The organism is Staphylococcus cornubiensis (genome assembly GCF_900183575.1).
Taxonomy (GTDB): Bacteria; Bacillota; Bacilli; order Staphylococcales; family Staphylococcaceae; genus Staphylococcus; species Staphylococcus cornubiensis.
This window is the reverse complement of sequence record NZ_FXUZ01000001.1, coordinates 542,330-561,803: the sequence shown is the minus strand read 5'-3', so window position 1 is coordinate 561,803 and position 19,474 is coordinate 542,330. Positions and strand designations below refer to the sequence as shown.

The 19,474-nt window shown below is 37.9% G+C and carries 15 protein-coding genes; 14 read left to right on the top strand and 1 reads right to left on the bottom strand.

The annotated features are described in order from the left end of the window. The first annotated feature begins 99 nt into the window (after positions 1 to 99). Positions 100 to 1,659, top strand: a complete 1,560-nt coding sequence (gene rny / locus CCE82_RS02775; protein ID WP_086427902.1) for a ribonuclease Y — start codon at positions 100 to 102, stop codon at positions 1,657 to 1,659. Positions 1,660 to 2,141: 482 nt separating this feature from the next. Here rny and CCE82_RS02770 read toward each other — a convergent pair whose 3' ends face one another. Further along, the gene (locus CCE82_RS02770) at positions 2,142 to 2,360 is read right to left on the bottom strand and encodes a hypothetical protein (protein ID WP_086427901.1); all 219 of its coding nucleotides are present in this window, start codon (positions 2,358 to 2,360) and stop codon (positions 2,142 to 2,144) included. 196 nt (positions 2,361 to 2,556) lie between these two features. Between CCE82_RS02770 and CCE82_RS02765 the strand changes: the two genes are divergently transcribed. The 13 genes from CCE82_RS02765 to CCE82_RS02705 all read left to right on the top strand — a co-directional run bounded on the left by CCE82_RS02765 (position 2,557) and on the right by CCE82_RS02705 (position 19,297). Next, positions 2,557 to 2,940, top strand: a complete 384-nt coding sequence (locus CCE82_RS02765) for an ArsR/SmtB family transcription factor (protein WP_086427900.1) — start codon at positions 2,557 to 2,559, stop codon at positions 2,938 to 2,940. Beyond that, positions 2,924 to 5,104 (top strand): heavy metal translocating P-type ATPase, encoded by a 2,181-nt coding sequence (locus CCE82_RS02760; RefSeq protein ID WP_086427899.1) that lies wholly within the window; start codon positions 2,924 to 2,926, stop codon positions 5,102 to 5,104. The genes CCE82_RS02765 and CCE82_RS02760 overlap by 17 nt, the downstream gene beginning before the upstream one ends. Positions 5,105 to 5,466: 362 nt before the next feature. Next, positions 5,467 to 6,261 carry a TIGR00282 family metallophosphoesterase gene (locus tag CCE82_RS02755; protein WP_086427898.1) on the top strand — a complete coding sequence of 265 codons (795 nt, stop codon included), beginning with the start codon at positions 5,467 to 5,469 and terminating at the stop codon, positions 6,259 to 6,261. Between the two features lie 151 nt (positions 6,262 to 6,412). Then, positions 6,413 to 8,173, top strand: coding sequence for a 2-oxoacid:acceptor oxidoreductase subunit alpha (locus CCE82_RS02750; protein WP_086427897.1), 1,761 nt, complete (start codon positions 6,413 to 6,415; stop codon positions 8,171 to 8,173). Continuing rightward, positions 8,174 to 9,040: a 2-oxoacid:ferredoxin oxidoreductase subunit beta gene (locus tag CCE82_RS02745; protein ID WP_086427896.1), complete on the top strand. Its 867-nt coding sequence runs from the start codon at positions 8,174 to 8,176 to the stop codon at positions 9,038 to 9,040. 250 nt (positions 9,041 to 9,290) lie between these two features. After that, positions 9,291 to 9,590 (top strand): thiamine-binding protein, encoded by a 300-nt coding sequence (locus CCE82_RS02740; RefSeq protein WP_086427895.1) that lies wholly within the window; start codon positions 9,291 to 9,293, stop codon positions 9,588 to 9,590. Positions 9,591 to 9,693: 103 nt separating this feature from the next. Further along, complete coding sequence (miaB, locus tag CCE82_RS02735) at positions 9,694 to 11,244, top strand: tRNA (N6-isopentenyl adenosine(37)-C2)-methylthiotransferase MiaB (protein ID WP_086427894.1); 1,551 nt, start codon at positions 9,694 to 9,696, stop codon at positions 11,242 to 11,244. Further along, the gene (locus CCE82_RS02730) at positions 11,245 to 11,619 is read left to right on the top strand and encodes a YlbF/YmcA family competence regulator (protein ID WP_086427893.1); all 375 of its coding nucleotides are present in this window, start codon (positions 11,245 to 11,247) and stop codon (positions 11,617 to 11,619) included. It abuts the gene before it with no gap. Between the two features lie 70 nt (positions 11,620 to 11,689). Continuing rightward, positions 11,690 to 12,199 (top strand): energy coupling factor transporter S component ThiW, encoded by a 510-nt coding sequence (gene thiW / locus CCE82_RS02725; protein WP_086427892.1) that lies wholly within the window; start codon positions 11,690 to 11,692, stop codon positions 12,197 to 12,199. Between the two features lie 908 nt (positions 12,200 to 13,107). Then, a complete protein-coding gene (mutS, locus tag CCE82_RS02720; protein ID WP_086427891.1) occupies positions 13,108 to 15,705 on the top strand; it encodes a DNA mismatch repair protein MutS in 2,598 nt (865 codons plus the stop codon). A gap of 14 nt (positions 15,706 to 15,719) precedes the next feature. Then, on the top strand, positions 15,720 to 17,666 hold the full coding sequence (gene mutL / locus CCE82_RS02715; protein ID WP_086427890.1) for a DNA mismatch repair endonuclease MutL: 1,947 nt from the start codon (positions 15,720 to 15,722) through the stop codon (positions 17,664 to 17,666). Positions 17,667 to 17,689: 23 nt separating this feature from the next. Beyond that, positions 17,690 to 18,223 carry a glycerol-3-phosphate responsive antiterminator gene (locus CCE82_RS02710; RefSeq protein WP_086427889.1) on the top strand — a complete coding sequence of 178 codons (534 nt, stop codon included), beginning with the start codon at positions 17,690 to 17,692 and terminating at the stop codon, positions 18,221 to 18,223. A 27-nt stretch (positions 18,224 to 18,250) separates the two neighbouring features. Next, the gene (locus CCE82_RS02705; protein WP_086427888.1) at positions 18,251 to 19,297 is read left to right on the top strand and encodes a S66 family peptidase; all 1,047 of its coding nucleotides are present in this window, start codon (positions 18,251 to 18,253) and stop codon (positions 19,295 to 19,297) included. Positions 19,298 to 19,474: the final 177 nt, after the last annotated feature.

The window sequence follows — 19,474 nt, the reverse complement described above, 5'->3', positions numbered from 1 at the left end:
AAACGTACAATTGAACTTGTATGATTCTTATTTTTATCCATATAATCATATAGATTTATTAACATACAGAACGAAATCCTAGAAAAAGGAGGTGTTTGTGTGAATTTATTAAGCCTCTTACTCATTTTGCTGGGTATCATTCTAGGAGTTGTTGTAGGGTATTTTATCGCCCAAAACTTGATTTACCAAAAGCAGATGCAAGCAAAGCAAACTGCGAAAGATATTCTTGAACAAGCAAACAAAGAAGCAGAAAACCTTAAAAAAGAGAAGTTAATTGAAGCGAAAGAAGAAAACCAAATTCTCCGAGAACGTGCTGAAAACGAACTTAGAGAACGACGTACTGAGCTTCAAAGGCAAGAATCCCGACTTCTTCAAAAAGAGGAAAACTTGGAGCGAAAATCTGATCTACTCGATAAAAAAGATGAGATTTTAGAGCAAAAAGAATCTAAACTTGAAGAAAGACAACAACAAGTAGATGCAAAAGAGAGTAGTGTTCAATCGATAATAATGAAGCACGAACAAGAACTAGAACGCATCTCCGGTCTCACACAAGAAGAAGCACGTAAAGAACAATTAGCACGTGTAGAAGATGAGTTGTCACAAGATATTGCAGTACTTGTTAAAGAAAAAGAAAATGAAGCAAAAGAAAAAGTAAACCAAAATGCTAAAGAGTTGCTCGCTACAGTAGTGCAACGTTTTGCTGCAGATCATACTTCTGAATCGACAGTTTCAGTTGTAAACTTGCCTAATGATGAAATGAAAGGTCGGATTATCGGTCGTGAAGGTCGAAATATTCGTACTTTAGAAACACTTACAGGTATTGATTTAATTATTGATGATACGCCAGAAGCTGTTATTTTGTCAGGTTTTGATCCAATTCGTCGAGAAATTGCAAAAACAGCATTAATTAATCTTGTGTCAGATGGGCGTATTCATCCTGGACGTATAGAAGATATGGTTGAAAAATCAAGACGTGAAGTAGACGAAATTATTCGTGACGCTGGTGAACATGCAACATTCGAATTAAATGTTCATAATATGCATCCAGATTTAATTAAAATTTTGGGTCGCATGCATTATCGTACAAGTTACGGACAAAACGTATTAAAACATTCTATTGAAGTTGCACATCTTTCTGGTATGCTCGCTGCAGAACTGAATGAAGATGTGACATTAGCGAAACGTGCAGGTTTATTACATGATATTGGTAAGGCCATTGACCATGAAGTAGAAGGAAGTCACGTAGAAATTGGTGTTGAGTTAGCTAAAAAATATGGCGAACCTGAAACAGTAATTAATGCGATTCATTCCCACCATGGTGATGTGGAACCAACTTCTATCATCTCAATTTTAGTTGCTGCAGCTGATGCATTATCTGCTGCAAGACCAGGGGCAAGAAAAGAAACATTAGAGAACTACATTAAGCGTTTAGAGCGTTTAGAAGAAATCTCTGAGAATTATGAAGGTGTTGAAAAGGCCTTTGCTATTCAAGCAGGTCGAGAAATTCGTGTTATTGTAGAACCTGAAACGATTGACGACTTAAAATCTCACCGTTTAGCGCGAGATATTAAAAATCAAATCGAGGGTGAACTTCAATATCCGGGTCATATCAAAGTGACAGTCGTTCGTGAGACGAGAGCAATTGAATATGCGAAATAAAAGCGTATGAAAATGAAAAGCAAGTTTCTTTATTGAAGGTGTGTAAAGAAACTTGCTTTTTTATATGCTTCAATTGATGAGAGTACAATCAATGACATAATGAAAACTTTTACCATTGATGTTGGTTTTTAAAATAGAAACTAAAAAATGTCATTCGCTAACTTTATTCTAACTGCACAACCATTAAGAAAAAGAAGATATAAAATTTTTAATCGTCTTACCTTGATATATTTTAATCCAATTGTTCTCATTGATAACCTTTTTAAAATTTCACAATTGCTGTCATGGACTCGTGTTTCCTAGGACTTGCCTCAACTCAATTCGGCTTGATTAAAGCACCTACTTGATGGAAGCCGAATTGGATTTTCGGGGGCAGTACAGAAATCTCATGTGCAACATCGATTTCTGTACTGCCCCCGAAAGGCTGACACTTCTCCTTAATCGTTTAATTTCATTTACTATTTCAATATAAACAAGATGTCTTATTTACAAAGATTTAATTCTGTCTCTTTCAATTCTTCCAATGCACTTGCGGTATCATAGCAATTTGAAGATATGCTTGTGTAGCGTTCTGCCATACGATAAGCATGAATATATAATTCGATACTTTCTTTTGCAATTTCTTCAGGTTCTGACTGTTGTGATGGATTAGCGGTTACTACAAGTTCTGCAAATTTTTCAGGATCAATATGAATCGACATAAATTAAAAAACATCTCCTAGTTTTTTGTCTTATACATGACTTATTCTATGTTAAAGCAATAAGTATGTCTAAAAATGCATTACCCTTTTTTTCAATCATTAATCATCTATTTTCATTCAAACGAACGCTTGAATGTTTTCCTAAAAGAAGTTATAATTTTGTTATAAAAATATTATATAAAAAGGATATGAAGACATGAGGACTCAAAAAATTGCAACTTGTGATACGTTTAGTATTGATGTTGAAGCTGTCCAGCAGTCAAAAGAAGAACTTGCAGCTTCTAATATTGAACAAGTCAGTCAAATGTTTAAAAGTATTGCCGATATCAATCGCTCTAAAATAGTACTCGCGCTTTGTCACCATGATGAGTTGTGTGTTTGTGATATTGCGGAAATTTTAAATGTGACCGTAGCAAATGCGTCTCATCATTTGAGATCTCTATATAAAAATGGTGTTGTAACCTATCGAAAATCTGGTAAACGTGCATTTTATCGTTTGTATGATGAACATATTCGACAATTGATGATGATTTCTATTGAACATAAGAAAGAAGTGGATGAAGATGATTCAAAGTCGTAAAACATACAAAATAGAAGGTTTGTCGTGTGCCAATTGTGCAGGTAAATTTGAAAGAAACGTTCGAGGACTTGCGTCTGTTGAAGATGCACAAGTGAATTTTGGCGCTTCAAAAATTTATGTGACGGGTGACCCAACTGTAGAAGAATTAGAAGGTGCGGGTGCATTTGAAAATTTAAAATTGACGTTGGATGATCGTAAAAAAACGGCTGTTTCATCAGATAAAGCAGCAACGGTTCAAGCAACGTCATGGCTTGGCAGAGCTAAAAATTTTTATGAAACACATCAATCGATATGTGTGGCAACATTATTTATGTTTCTCGGCTATATTTCTCACTTAATGAGCGGCGAAAATCATATGATGACGATTTTATTATTCGCTTGTTCGATTTTACTTAGTGGCAGTGAATTATTGATTCGAGGTGTGAAAAATTTAGTACATCTCGAGTTTGATATGCACACACTGATGACAATTGCGGTCGTTGGTGGCGCGATTATTGGCCAATGGGGAGAAGTTGCCGCGGTGGTGATTTTGTTTGCAATAAGTGAAGCACTCGAGACATTTTCTATGGATAAAGCACGTCAGTCGATGCAATCTTTGATGGATATTGCCCCGGACGAAGCGACAGTTTTACGTAACGGTCAATGGGTGAATGTCCCTGTTGAAGATATTGAACTTAATGAGACGTTGTATATTAAACCAGGACAAAAAATTGCGTTAGACGGCATTGTGATTACAGGACGTGCTGCAGTCAATCAAGCCGCTATTACAGGTGAATCGATGCTGGTAGAAAAAGTGGAAGGTGCTGAAGTGTTTGCAGGTACATTGAATGAAGATGGTGTACTTGAAGTACGTGTAACGAAAACAACTGCACATACGACATTGGCGAAAATGATTCAGCTCGTAGAAGAAGCACAAGTCAATCAAACACCAGCACAAGCGTTTATTGAAAAGTTCGCGCGGTATTATACACCTGCAATTATGATTATTGCGTTACTCGTTGCAATCATTCCGCCTATCGTATTACATCAGTCATTTTTAACTTGGCTTTATCAAGGATTGGCTGTTCTTGTCGTTGGTTGTCCTTGTGCGTTAGTGATTGCTACACCGATTTCAATCGTTTCAAGTATCGGCAATGCAGCGAAAAACGGTGTGCTCATTAAAGGTGGGATTCATCTTGAACAAATGAGTCGTATTCGCGCACTTGCCTTTGATAAAACAGGGACACTGACTGTAGGACAACCTGAAGTGACCACTGTCATATCGTTAACTGAAACTCATGATTTAGCAGATAAATGGATAGGGCAAGTGGCAGCAATTGAAAATCGTTCAGATCATCCACTTGCGCGTGCAATTGTGCGTTATGCCCAAACACAACATCACCATTTTGAACAATATGATGTAACAGACTTTCGTTCGCAAACGGGTCAAGGTGTTACTGCAAATATAGAAGGTCAGCAATTTGTTATTGGACAGCCCCAACTGTTTAAGGCTGCACAATCTTCATCCACAGCAAAACAGGTACAACAATTACAAGAACATGGTCATACTGTGATTCTCGTATCAGTAGACGATCAGTTACGTTTGTTAATAGCGATGCGTGATGAAGTCCGCGAACAGTCACAAAAAGCAATACAAGCATTGCGACGACTCGGAATCCAACATACTGTAATGTTAACAGGGGATAATCGGAAAACTGCACAAGCTATGGCTCAAAAACTTGAATTGACAGATGTGAAAGCCGATTTAATGCCTGTTGATAAATTAAATCAAATCGAACAACTCAAACGCCAATATGGTGCTGTTGCAATGGTAGGTGACGGTGTGAACGATGCCCCAGCCCTTGCAAGCGCGTCAGTAGGGATTGCGATGGGTGGTGCAAGTACAGATACAGCACTTGAGACAGCGGATATAGCATTGCTCAGTGATGATATGTCGAAATTGCCGTTTACATATCGACTCAGTAAGAAAACGATGCGCATTATTAAAGCAAATATTACTTTTGCGATTGCCATTAAACTGTTTGCTTTGTTACTCGTTGTTCCAGGTTGGTTAACGTTATGGATAGCTGTATTTTCTGACATGGGTGCAACTTTGATCGTCGCGTTGAATGCGATTCGATTACTTTATGTGAAAGCAGATGATCCGGAAGTGGTGGCAGATTAATCAAGTATACGCGTTAGCCTGTGTCATTCACATACACGTTTATTTGTGAAGATAAATGTGTATAAGCAAATCATCTCTTCTATTTAGAATTGATTTCGTAAAAAGTAAGGATTGGATTGATTTGAATCAGTAGTTGATTAGAATTTTTCACGCATGCGTTGACATCGTTTGAGAGAACGGTACAATAAAACGTATCAACAGCAATTGTGATATCGTAATGTACATTAAGATATGACGATTCACTTAGGACGTGTCATCACGTAAATGTTGGTGACACGTCCGTTTTCATTTACCCATTTGATATATTTCTATTCGAAAATCATCGAAATAGAAATGAGGGTTATTTAGAGAGGACGAAATATATGAGAATTTTATTTATAGGTGATATTGTTGGAAAGGTCGGTCGCCAAACGATTTCAGAGCTGTTACCGAAACTGAAACAACATTATCGTCCTACGTTAACGATTGTGAATGCTGAAAACGCAGCACATGGCAAAGGGTTAACTGAAAAAATATATAAGCAGTTGTTACGTGAAGGTGTCGATTTTATGACGATGGGTAACCATACGTATGGACAACGCGAAATTTATGATTTTATCGACGAAGCGACACGTTTAGTGAGACCTGCGAATTTTCCAGATGAAGCGCCAGGTGTTGGCATGCGTATGCTTCAACTGAATGCAAAAAAATTGGCAGTCATCAATTTACAAGGACGTAGTTTTATGCCTGTGATTGATGATCCATTTAAAAAAGCAGATGAATTGATTGCAGAAGCGGAAAAAGAAGCAGATTATATTTTTGTCGATTTTCATGCCGAAACGACTTCTGAAAAAAATGCGATGGCATGGTATTTAGATGGCCGTGTCAGTGCTATTGTTGGCACACATACGCATATCCAAACATCAGATAATCGTATTTTGCCAAATGGTACAGCATATATTACTGATGTTGGGATGACAGGTTATTATGACGGTGTATTAGGCATTAACCGTGATGAAGTCATTAAACGATTTATTACGAGCCTACCGCAACGTCATGTTGTACCGGATGAAGGACGCAGTGTGTTATCAGGTGTCGTTATTGATTTGAAAGAAGATGGTACTGCAAAAAAGATTGAACGTATTTTAATTAATGAAGATCATCCATTTGAAGTATAATTAAATAGCTGCATTCAAAAAATGGCTAAATTGTGATGTATCACTATCCGCCATTAGTATGATTTTTTTCAAACCCACTATTTTGTAGAGCAAATAGTGGGTTATTTTGATAAAATATTGAGTGAATTCAAACGTGTAGGAGGCTAAATCTATGAAATCTCAATTATCATGGAAAGTGGGAGGTCAGCAAGGCGAAGGTATCGAATCGACGGGTGAAATTTTCGCTACTGCTATGAACCGCAAAGGCTATTATTTATACGGTTATCGTCATTTCTCAAGCCGTATTAAAGGTGGTCATACAAATAATAAAATCCGTGTTTCGACAACACCTGTGCATGCCATTAGTGATGATTTAGATATTCTGGTAGCGTTCGACCAAGAAACCATTGTGTTGAACCATCACGAAATGCGTGAAGATAGCGTCATTTTAGCAGATAGTAAAGCTAAACCAGAGAAGCCAGAAGATTGTAAGGCGCAACTCATTGTCCTACCATTTACAGAAGTAGCGAAAGAATTAGGTACGACATTGATGAAAAACATGGTAGCGATTGGTGCGACATCAGCATTAATGCACTTGAATACAGAAACTTTCGAATCATTAATTACGAATATGTTCGAGAAAAAAGGGGAGAAAGTTGTTGATTTAAACATTCAAGCATTGAAGGAAGGCTATCGTTTAATGCAAGAACAATTGACTGAAGTGAATGGTGATTTCGAACTTGAAGAAAGTAGTGGCGTTCCTCATTTATACATGATTGGGAACGATGCCATTGGTTTAGGTGCCATTTCTGGGGGCTCAAGATTTATGGCGGCTTATCCTATTACACCAGCTTCAGAAATTATGGAATATATGATTGACAATTTACCAAAAGTTGGCGGTTCTGTCATTCAAACTGAAGATGAAATTGCTGCTGCAACGATGGCGATTGGCGCAAACTACGGGGGTGTACGTGCGTTTACAGCGTCAGCAGGTCCAGGTTTATCACTGATGATGGAAGCGATCGGATTATCAGGTATGACTGAAACACCATTTGTAGTCATTAATACACAACGCGGAGGCCCATCAACAGGTTTGCCGACGAAACAAGAACAGTCAGACTTAATGCAAATGATTTACGGCACACACGGGGATATTCCTAAAATTGTCCTTGCGCCAACAGATGCAGAAGATGCATTTTACTTAACAGTAGAAGCGTTTAACTTAGCTGAAGAATATCAATGTCCAGTGATTTTATTAAGTGACTTACAATTATCATTAGGTAAGCAAACAGTGAAAGCACTTGATCATTCGAAAATTGAAATCCGTCGTGGTGCCACAATTACTGAAGATATTGAAAGAGACGAAGAAGATAAAGACTACTTCAAACGTTATGCCGTTACAGAATCAGGTGTATCACCACGTCCAATTCCAGGTGTCAAAGGTGGGATTCATCACGTGACGGGTGTCGAACATAACGAAGAAGGTAAACCAAGTGAAGCGGCAGAAAACCGTCAAAATCAAATGGACAAACGTATGCGCAAAATAGAAAATTTAATCATTCCAGAACCAGTAGAAGGTACTGTGACACATGATGATGCGGATATTTTATACCTTGGATTTATTTCGACAAAAGGTGCTATCCAAGAAGGGACATCTCGCTTAGAACAACAAGGTCATCAAATCAACCATTTACAAATCCGACAATTACATCCATTCCCGACAAAAGTCATTCAAGACGCTGTCGATAAAGCGCAAAAAGTTGTCGTTGTTGAACACAACTATCAAGGTCAACTTGCCAATATTATCAAAATGAACGTGAACTTAGGTGACAAACTGATTAAACAGACGAAGTACGATGGTACACCGTTTTTACCACACGAAATTGAAAATAAAGGTTTAGAAATTTTGAATACATTAAAGGAGAGAGTGTAATTGGCTACATTTAAAGATTTTAGAAATAATGTCAAACCCAATTGGTGTCCAGGCTGTGGTGACTTCTCAGTACAAGCTGCCATCCAAAAAGCAGCCGCAAACGTTGGATTAGAACCAGATGAAGTGGCGTTAATTACAGGGATTGGTTGTTCAGGACGTCTATCAGGTTACGTGAATTCTTACGGTGTCCATTCCATTCACGGTCGTGCATTACCGCTTGCACAAGGTGTGAAAATGGCAAACCGTGATCTTACAGTCATCGCTTCTGGGGGTGACGGGGACGGTTATGCAATCGGTATGGGTCATACAATTCATGCGTTACGTCGCAATATGAACATCACTTACATCGTGATGGATAACCAAATTTACGGACTGACGAAAGGACAAACATCACCTTCTTCAGCACCTGGATTTGTGACAAAAACAACACCTAAAGGCAACATCGAACAAAACGTAGCGCCGTTAGAACTTGCGTTATCCTCTGGTGCCACTTTTGTTGCACAAGGTTTCTCTAGCGACATTAAAGCATTAACAAAAATGATTGAAGATGCGATTAATCACGATGGTTTTTCATTCGTAAACGTCTTTTCACCTTGTGTCACATACAATAAAATCAATACGTATGACTGGTTCAAAGAAAACTTAACAGCGATTGATGATATTGAAAATTATGACGTCAGCAATAAACAAGCGGCATTACAAACTGTGCTTGAACACGATTCATTAGTGAAAGGGATTGTGTATCAAGATACAACAACACCTTCGTATGAGTCACAAATTGACGGATTAGCAGAAACACCGTTAGCACATCAAGACCTGAATTTAAGTGAAGAACAATTTGAGTCATTCACAAAACAATTTGTTTAATGCATATTTAGAAATGGGATTGAAGTCGAGATAAAGCTTCAATCCCATTTTTTATCATCTTACAAACAAATAATCGGTTTATTGAAGTGAGCGTCAAGCAAACCGACAAAGATAGTTACATAAATTGTACAATAAGAGCTCACAAGTCAATTTTAATGTTAGAAAAATCAAGCGTATCACTAAAAAGTCGTAATTTTTGCAACGCTATCATAACAAAGTCATAATAAAATGTATTAAGGAGGTTTTTCATATGATCGATACGTTAATGAGTATTCAAATTATTCCGCAAACACCGAATGGAGAAGATGTCATTCCTTTTGTAGATGAAGCCATCAAAGTGATAGACGAATCAGGTTTGAACTACCGTGTGGGGCCTTTAGAGACAACAATCGAAGGGGATATGAGTAGTCTGCTCATCTTAATTCAAAAAATGAATGAACGCATGGTCGAGCTGGAATCACCAAGTATTATTAGCCAAGTAAAATTTTATCATGTGACTGAAGGCATCAGTATTGAAACATTGACTGGCAAGTATGATGAAATGGCCTAATCATTTGCACAACTTCAATTGAATTCAGAAGATATCATTTTGCACTTTCGCTAGATTTTTAATATAATGAACTAATGATATATGGGCAGAAAGGGTTTTGCATGTGAATGAAGAACAAAGAAAAGCTGGGACAATTGACGTTTTAGCACATCGTAATAATAAAGAAGAAAAAGATTACAGTAAATATTTTAATTTTGAACACGTTTATCAACCACCAAGTTTAAAAGATGCAAAAAAACGTGGGAAAGAAGCTGTTCAATATAACCGTGATTTCCAAATTGATGAAAAGTATCGCGGCATGGGGAAAGGTCGTACATTTTTAATTAAAACTTATGGTTGTCAAATGAACGCACATGATACAGAAGTGATGGCAGGGATTTTAACAGCTTTAGGTTACACACCAACTGAAGATGTGAATACAGCAGATGTCATTTTATTAAATACATGTGCGATTCGCGAAAATGCTGAAAACAAAGTGTTCGGTGAGATTGGGAACTTAAAGCATATTAAGCAAGAGCGCCCAGATTGCTTAATTGGCGTTTGTGGATGTATGTCTCAAGAAGAATCAGTAGTGAATAAAATTTTAAAATCCTACCAAAATGTCGATATGATTTTTGGTACGCATAACATTCACCGTTTACCACAAATTTTAGAAGAGGCTTATTTATCTAAAGCGATGGTAGTGGAAGTATGGTCTAAAGAAGGCGATGTCATCGAGAACTTGCCTAAAGTGCGCCAAGGCCGTATTAAAGCATGGGTGAATATTATGTATGGTTGCGACAAGTTTTGTACATATTGTATTGTGCCGTTTACACGTGGTAAAGAGCGTAGTCGTCGCCCACAAGATATCATTGAAGAAGTGCGAGATTTAGCGCGCCAAGGTTATCAAGAAATTACGTTACTCGGTCAAAATGTGAATGCGTACGGTAAAGATTTAGAAGACATCGAGTATGGTTTAGGCGATTTAATGGCGGACATTTCAAAAATTGATATTCCACGTGTTCGTTTCACAACAAGCCATCCATGGGACTTTACAGACCGTATGATTGAAGTGATTGCTGAAGGTGGAAACATCGTGCCGCATATTCATTTACCAGTTCAGTCCGGTAATGATCAAGTATTGAAAATTATGGGACGTAAATACACACGTGAAAGCTATCTTGATTTAGTGTCACGTATTAAAGCAGCAATGCCTGATGTTGCTTTAACGACAGATATTATTGTAGGTTACCCAAATGAAACGGAAGAACAATTTGAAGAAACATTATCTTTATATGAAGAAGTTGGTTTCGAACATGCCTACACGTATCTTTATTCTCAACGTGACGGCACACCTGCTGCTAAAATGAAAGACAATGTGCCAACTGAAGTGAAGAAGGAGCGTTTACAGCGTTTGAATCGTCTTGTAGGTGAATATTCTTCACGTGCCTTAAAAGCGTATGAAGGTGAAACAGTACGCGTATTATGTGAAGGTGCAAGTAAGAAAGATGAAGAAGTTTTAGCGGGTTACACTGAAAAGAACAAATTAGTTAACTTCCGTGCGCCGAAATCTGTTATTGGTAAAATTGTAGATGTGAAAATTGTTGAAGCAAAACAATATTCATTAAATGGTGAATTTGTAGGTGTTAGCGAACCTGTGATGGTGACAGTTTAGATGTATTCACGTGAAATGATTTTGGAAGCGGCTCAAAAGTTAGGGGCCTCCATTCAATCATTAAAAACGATACAAGATTATCAACGTATCGAAACACAAATTCATCAAAATGAACAGATTTCACAATATATGTCAGAGTTAAAGCAAAATCAAAAGCAATCAGTCAATCTACAAAATTATGATAAACCTGTCGCATTTGAACGCTCTGAAGCAAAAATTGATGAAATACAAACGAAAATTGACGAAATCCCAATTGTCAATGAATTTAAAGTTGCACAACAAGAAGCAAACGATTTATTGCATGTTGTGATTGGGACATTGTCGACTAGAATTGAACAAGAAAACATCGAGGCTGAGGACGATCACACACATTAATTACTTGTTGTAGATAAAGTGGATAGCGCAGTGATACAATGGACCTCAGCTCTGTCGGAGAGTGATAAGTTTGAACACACGTAAATTAACACTGACCGCTCTCTTTATTGCAGTCAATGTTGTATTAAGTACAGTGATTGTCATACCATTAGGGCCGATTAAAGCAGCACCTGTACAACATTTTGTAAATGTACTCAGCGTCGTTATTCTTGGACCGTGGTATGCGCTCGCACAAGCTTTCCTGTCATCTAGCTTACGCGTGATGTTTGGAACGGGGACACCGTTTGCCTTTCCAGGAAGTATGATCGGTGTATTACTCGCAAGTTTATTTTATTATGTGAATCGTCACTTATTTGTCGCTGCAATAGGCGAAGTGATTGGAACAGGTATTATCGGTAGTTTGGTTTGTATTCCACTTGCTTGGCTATTAAACATCGATCACTTTTTAATCAAACCTTTAATGGCAGCGTTTATCGTTTCAAGTTTGATTGGTGCAACAGTGAGTTATGCCCTGTTGATTTTATTGAAACGTCGTGGCGTATTAAAACATTTAGATTTAAAACGAAAGTACAAAAAGTAATGTTTGAACGATGATGGCAGTGATTTTTAGACTTTGTCGTCGTTGAAACAAGAAACATAACAAGACATTGATGAGGGGCTGGGGGCTTAAACAAACGCGTTTATACTCTCAGCCTTTCATGCTTAAATGTCTTGATGGTTGCATTTTGGTTTGTAATCATGCAGTCTACTAATCATTCAGTTTGCTAAACTTTCCATCGCTTTCCTAGGGGCTGACCACTACAACTAACCAACGCTTTGATTGAACTGTTACATGGATAGTTGAAGCGTTGGTGGATTTTCCGGGTCAGCTGATCCCTTAGGAGTCTCGGAAAGTTGTTGCAAACTGAGATGATTTCACCACTCCAATGGAAAGTTGAAGGCTGAGAGTATTTTTGAATGGGATGAAGAAAATGAGGTGCTGAACTTTCCATCGCTTTCCTAGGGGGTGGCTCCTTAACTAAATTTGGCTTGATTTGAGGTAGGTATTTGAAAGAAGCCAAATTGGATTTTCGGGAGCAGTACAGAAATCTTATGTGCAACAAAGATTTCGTCGTACTGCCCCCGCAAGGCTGACTAGACTTCTCAAAAGTACAACATTGAGAAGTCAGACAGCTACTGCGTTAAACAGGAACCACACACAAAATAAAAAAACTTCACTTTGTTTTCAAATGCATCCCTTAGGAGTCTCGGAAAGTTCTTGCAAACTAACAATGCATGAAAAGCAAAGGCTGAAAGTGTTTTTGAAGGGGACGTAGAGAGGAATTGAGAATTGTTCCTTCAGTTTTAAGAGTTACATATTAGACCAGCAATTGTCATTTGATGAAATGCGAGGTTTTAAATCATAGTTTTGAATGAATACATAGATGAGGTGCTTGTGGAGCACTATTGGTTATACATAAACTCAAATAAAAGGATTGTGAGAAATATATGTCAAATGTCACGCCAATGATGAAGCAATACTTGAGTATTAAAGCACAACATCAAGATGCTTTACTGTTTTTTAGACTTGGAGATTTTTATGAGATGTTTTATGATGATGCGATTACGGCGTCGCGTGTGCTTGAAATTACGTTGACGAAACGTGATGCTAAAAAAGCGAATCCGATTCCAATGGCGGGCGTACCTTATCATTCTGCAGATAGTTATATTGAAACGTTAATCCAGAACGGCTATAAAGTCGCGATTTGTGAACAGATGGAAGATCCGCGGCAAGTGAAAGGTATGGTCAAGCGTGAGGTCGTGCGTGTCATTACGCCAGGTACAGTCATGGAAAAAGGTGGCGTTGATGATACACAAAACAACTACATTTTAAGTTTTGTGAAAGCAGATGCATATGCGTTAAGTTATTGCGACGTTTCAACTGGTGAATTAAAAGTGACACATTTTGAAGATGAGAGTACATTAATTAATGAAATTACGACGATTCGTCCAAACGAAATTGTCGTAACCGAACCTTTATCAGAAGCTTTACAACGCCAATTGAATATGATTACAGAAACGATTACGGTCGTTGAAAAAGTGTCGGATCAAAGTTATGCAGCGAATGGTTTATCTCATCCGTTAATGCATCAAGCTGTTCAAATTGTGTTAGATTATATTTATGATACGCAAAAAAGAGATATGTCACACATTGAAGCTGCCATTCAATATCAAGCGCTTGATTATATGAAAATGGATTACTATGCCAAACGTAATCTTGAATTGACAGAAAGTATTCGTCTCAAGTCTAAAAAAGGGACATTATTATGGTTAATGGATAAGACGAAAACACCAATGGGCGCAAGAAGATTGAAACAGTGGATTGATCGGCCATTAATTCAACAAGCTGAAATTGCAAAACGTCATGATGCAGTGGATCAATTTTTACAATATTTCATTGAGCGTGATACGTTGCGTGACTATTTAACTGAAGTTTATGACATTGAAAGACTCGTTGGCCGTGTCAGTTTTGGAAACGTCAATGCGAAAGATTTAGTGCAACTCAAACATTCTATTGCGCAAATTCCAGCGATCAAAGCACTATTACAGTCTATTGAACATGAAGCGATAGCACATTTTAATGCGTTAGAACCACTCGATGATTTATTGCAAGTGTTGTCGGACAGTCTTGTGGATGAACCACCACTCTCAGTGAAAGAAGGCGGTTTGTTTAAGTCTGGGTTTAACGAGGAGTTAGATCAGTATTTAGATGCTTCCAAAAATGGGAAACAGTGGTTGGCACAATTACAAGCACAAGAACGCGAACGCACAGGCATTAAGTCATTAAAAATTAGTTTTAATAAAGTATTTGGCTATTATATCGAAATTACACGAGCCAATTTAGCACAATTTGACCCGAGTGCATTTGGTTATGAACGTAAACAGACATTATCGAATGCAGAACGTTTCATTACAGATGAATTAAAAGAAAAAGAAGCCATTATTCTCGGAGCACAAGATAAGGCAATCGAATTAGAATATCAATTGTTTGTCGCGTTACGTGAACAGGTGAAAACCTACACTGAACGTTTGCAACAACAAGCGAAAATTATTTCAGAAATTGACTGTTTACAAAGTTTTGCAGAAATTGCACAACAATATAATTATGTGCGCCCACAATTTAGTGAAGATCAAACATTAAATTTAGTCGATTCACGTCATCCCGTTGTAGAACGTGTGATGGATTATAACGATTATGTGCCAAATGATTGTGTTTTAAATCAAGAACAGTTCATTTATTTAATTACTGGACCTAATATGTCAGGGAAATCAACGTATATGCGTCAAGTCGCGATCATTAGTATTATGGCGCAAATGGGCGCTTTCGTTCCGTGTCAATCAGCGACTTTGCCGATTTTTGATCAAATTTTCACGCGTATTGGTGCAGCGGATGATTTAGTTTCAGGAAAAAGTACGTTTATGGTCGAAATGTTAGAAGCGCAAAAAGCTTTAAAATACGCAACTGCTGACAGTTTAATTATATTTGATGAAATTGGTCGAGGCACTTCGACGTATGATGGCTTAGCATTAGCACAGGCAATGATTGAGTATGTTGCAGAAACTTCACAAGCGAAGACATTGTTCTCAACGCATTATCATGAATTGACAGAACTCGAACAACATTTGCCAAGCTTGAAAAATGTACATGTGGCAGCGGATGAATATCAAGGCGAGCTCATTTTCTTGCATAAAGTCAAAGATGGTGCGGTGGCGAATAGTTACGGTATCCAAGTGGCACAATTGGCAGACCTTCCAGAACAAGTCATTGCACGTGCACAAGTGATTTTAGAGACTTTTGAAGCAAATGAAAAAGCGCAAGTGACGCACACATCGACTGTGGACCAAAATTCAGACAATCCAACTAATGTGAAAGCGTCGACAGTTGCTGAGGATAAGCCTCAATTCGAACAGCCGACGTTTGATTTGTTTACATCTGAAGCGGAAGCGAGTGAAATCGAACTTGAGATTAAACAAATGAATATTTCTCAAATGACACCGATAGAAGCATTATTGAAATTAAGCGAGCTCCAAAATAGACTACAATAGAAGGTGAAGAGCTTATGGGTAAAATTAAAACATTACACACCTCTTTAGCGAATAAAATTGCAGCCGGTGAAGTCGTAGAACGGCCAAGTTCGGTCGTAAAAGAGTTGTTAGAAAACAGTATTGATGCAGGTGCGACTGAAATTAACATTGAAGTGTTAGAATCCGGTGTTTCATCTATACGTGTTGTCGATAATGGTTCGGGTATTTTACAAGATGATTTAGGACTCGTCTTCCATCGACATGCGACAAGTAAATTAGTAGAAGATGACGACCTTTTCCATATCCGTACGTTAGGCTTTCGTGGTGAGGCACTGGCAAGTATTGCTTCTGTCGCAAAAGTGACGTTACAAACTTCTACGGACGGTGTGGCAGGTTACGAAGTGTATGCGGAAGAAGGCGAAATCGTTTCAGAAAAGCCTGCGAAAGCACGTAAAGGGACAGATATTCGCGTTGATGCATTATTTTATAATACACCGGCACGTTTGAAATATATTAAAAGTTTATATACAGAACTAGGGAAAATTACAGATATTGTAAACCGTATGGCAATGAGTCATCCGCACATTCGTATCTCCTTGTCGAACGATGGCAAGAAAATTTTACAGACGAATGGTTCTGGACGAACAAATGAAGTGATGGCTGAAATATATGGCATGAAAGTTGCACGGGATTTAATTCGTATTGAAGGGGACACGAGTGACTATCATCTAACAGGTTATGTCGCGAAACCAGAACATTCAAGAAGTAATCGTCATTATATTTCATTGTTTATTAACGGTCGTTATATTAAAAACTTCTTATTAAATAAGGCAGTTCAAGAAGGATATCATACGCTCATGATGATAGGACGTTATCCGATTGTCTATTTAAATATTGAAATGGATCCGATATTAGTAGATGTGAATGTGCATCCGACGAAATTAGAAGTACGCTTGTCAAAAGAAGATCAATTGTTTGATTTGATTGTCGAAAAAATTCGAGAAGCTTTTAAAGACCAATTACTCATTCCGAAAAATGATTTGAAGTCAAAATATGAACCGAAAAAAGTTCTGGAACAGTTTGAACAACAAAAAATGGCATTCGACCAACAACAAAATCATTCATCAGAGACGTCATCGCATACGGATATGACAATTGAGGAACCTTCAGCGCCATACAGTGAAACGACAGATACTCATGAAACATCTCAAACAGCGGCACCAACCTACACAGACCAGAGCGATGATTATGTGATGCGCCAACGTGCATTGTTAAATGATATGTTGGATACCACATCTGAAGACCATAAAGAAGAGACGACTGATAGTAATGATGAAGTCACAGAAGCTACTCGTACACAATCACATATGTCTTCACAGCAGACTCAAAAACCACAGCGCCGTGTGCCATACATGGAGGTCGTTGGTCAAGTTCATGGTACATATATCATTGCGCAAAATGATGAAGGTATGTTTTTGATTGATCAACATGCGGCACAAGAGCGGATTAAGTATGAATATTATCGTGACAAAATTGGTGAAGTGAATAATGAAAATCAAAGCTTACTCATTCCGTTAACCTTTAACTTCTCAAAAGATGAGCAACTGATTATCGAACAACACCTTGAACAGTTACGGGAAGCGGGTATCTTTTTAGAGCCGTTCGGAGGTCATGATTATATTGTCGATAGTTATCCCGTGTGGTTTCCTCAAGAAGATGTAGAAGAAATGATTAAAGATATGATTGAGTATGTCATTCGTCACAAAAAGGTAGATATTGCGAAGTTTAGAGAAGAAGCAGCGATTATGATGAGTTGTAAAAGATCAATTAAAGCCAATCACTACCTTAAACCGAATGAAATGGCCGATTTAATTAATCAATTAGGTGAAATGGAAGATCCGTTTACTTGTCCACATGGGAGACCGGTCATTATTAATTTTTCGAATTACGAGTTAGAACGATTATTTAAACGTATTCAATAAGTTGTTAATTGGAGGAAAATAGGATGAAGCCCCATATTTTACCAGCGATACGATCGACGAAAGATTTAGAGAAGCTTTTGAAAACAGATTATGAAACGTGTGTATTACTTGATACGCATATCGGTCATTTGAATGGCATTATGAAATTAATTAGCCAATATCAGCTCAAGCCATTTATGCATATTGATTTAATTAAAGGGATGAGTCATGACGAGTTTGCTTGTGAATATATTATCCAAACATATCGTCCTCGCGGCATTGTGTCGACGAAAACGAAAGTCATTAAAAAGGCTAAAGCATTAGGTGTCGTGACGATTTTCCGCGTGTTTATTATTGATAGTCACGCATTAGAGCGCAGTATTGAACTCATTCAACGGATAGAACCGGATTATGTTGAAGTGTTACCTGGTATTGCGGATAAAGTGATTCAAGAAATTCATCAAAAAACAGGAACGCCTGTCATTGCAGGTGGCTTAATTAACACACTTGAAGAAGTTAATCGTGCTATTAACAGTGGTGCAGCATACATTACAACGAGCGATAAATCTTTATGGTAATATTCATATTAACAAGGGGGAGATTTGATGATTAAACCACAAAAATTGAAACAAGGCGACACAATTGCGATTGTTTCACCGTCATCTGGATTAGCAGGTGAGCCTCATATTCGTTGGCGGACACAACAAGGTATCGATCGTATTGAAGCACTTGGCTATCGTGTCAAAGTGATGGACAATAGCTTAAATGGTATCTCATGGAACTTCGAACACCCAAAAGAACGGGCTGAAATTCTTACAGCAGCTTTTGCAGATCCAGACGTACAAGCCATTTTATGTACGATTGGGGGCTATGAATCTGTTCGAATCATACCTTTTTTAGATGATGAAGTGATACGACAACACCCTAAAATTTTTATCGGTTATTCAGACATTACACCACTTCATTTACACATGTACAAGTTGGGCATCACATCTTTTTATGGACCAGCATTATTAACTGATTTTGCTGAAAATGTCGCACTGGATGCATATACTGTAGATCATCTATTTTCAGCGATAGGCGAGGCACAACCAGTCGGCGCTATTTCGACATCAGACGAGGTGCGTGTATTTGGTTTGCGTTGGGATGAAGACAAGCGTCATATAGCGCGTGAAAAGATTCCGAATGGTGACTACATGCACATTAGCGGACAAGGTACAGTTGAAGGTGAGCTCATCGGCGGTTGTTTCGAATCATTAGATAAATTAAGAGGTACACCGTATTTTCCGGACTTAGCACATTTCAAAGATAAAATTTTGTTTTTGGAAACATCGGAAGTACAGGTTGATCCTATGAGCTTTGAAGAAACTTTACGTGCGTTTGGCTTAATGGGTATTTACGATGTCGTTGCGGGCATTCTTTTTGGGCGCCCTCAAAATGGTGTCCATCAAGATGCGTATCATGACAAACTTCGCCTTATGATGAAGGAGTTTCATCAAGAAGCGTTGCCTGTGGTAGGTAATGCAAGTTTTGGTCATAACGAACCGAAATGTACGCTCCCTTATGGCGTTCAAGCAACATTATCAGCAGATACGTTAACTTTTAGTATCGACGAAGCTGCTGTCATAGATTCATTTTCAAAAAGTTTATAGTACATATTAATGACGATTGTTAAGAAATAATAAAATGTATTGTAGCAGTATAAAAATTATTGCTCTATTTTAAGAAATAAGGTCAAAGTATTGACAACGCTTTCACGTCAGTGTACTATTATCTCAAGTTGATATTTAGCTAGAGACTAGGAGACTTCTGCTCGCGTTTGATTGTTT